Origin of the sequence: Winogradskyella ouciana (genome assembly GCF_009709615.1) — a bacterium.
Taxonomy (GTDB): Bacteria; Bacteroidota; Bacteroidia; order Flavobacteriales; family Flavobacteriaceae; genus Winogradskyella; species Winogradskyella ouciana.
The window spans coordinates 1-274 of sequence record NZ_WJYA01000099.1 but is presented as its reverse complement, the minus strand read 5'-3'; the positions used below and the strand labels follow the sequence as shown (position 1 = coordinate 274).

The 274-nt window shown below is 35.8% G+C and carries 1 protein-coding gene and 1 pseudogene; one reads left to right on the top strand and one right to left on the bottom strand.

The features are described from left to right. Position 1 precedes the first annotated feature (1 nt). Entirely contained in the window at positions 2-142 is a 141-nt protein-coding gene (locus F1003_RS18700) for an NAD(P)-dependent oxidoreductase (protein ID WP_497986924.1), read from the top strand. Here F1003_RS18700 and F1003_RS18695 read toward each other — a convergent pair. Further along, positions 104-187 (bottom strand): annotated as a pseudogene (locus F1003_RS18695) (class II fructose-bisphosphate aldolase); the annotation flags it as partial. The gene F1003_RS18700 and the pseudogene F1003_RS18695 overlap by 39 nt on opposite strands. Positions 188-274: the final 87 nt, after the last annotated feature.

Genomic DNA, 274 nt, shown 5'->3' with positions numbered 1-274 from the left:
TATGGGAGATATTGGTAAAGCTTTTGCAAGAAGGTTGCAAGGGTTTAATACTAATATTCTTTATCATAATCGATCAAGACATAAAGATGCAGAGGATGCCGTCTGCTACAACATCATCTTCTTGTCCACCAACAGTACCTAATTCAGCTTCTACAGAAACACCTTTTTCATGCACGTATGCAACAACAAAAAAAAAAGTTTACTCCTCTCATGAAAAATGAGCTAATGTATAAGCTGAATAAGATACTGTTTGTGGAAACATAGGAAGAGCATG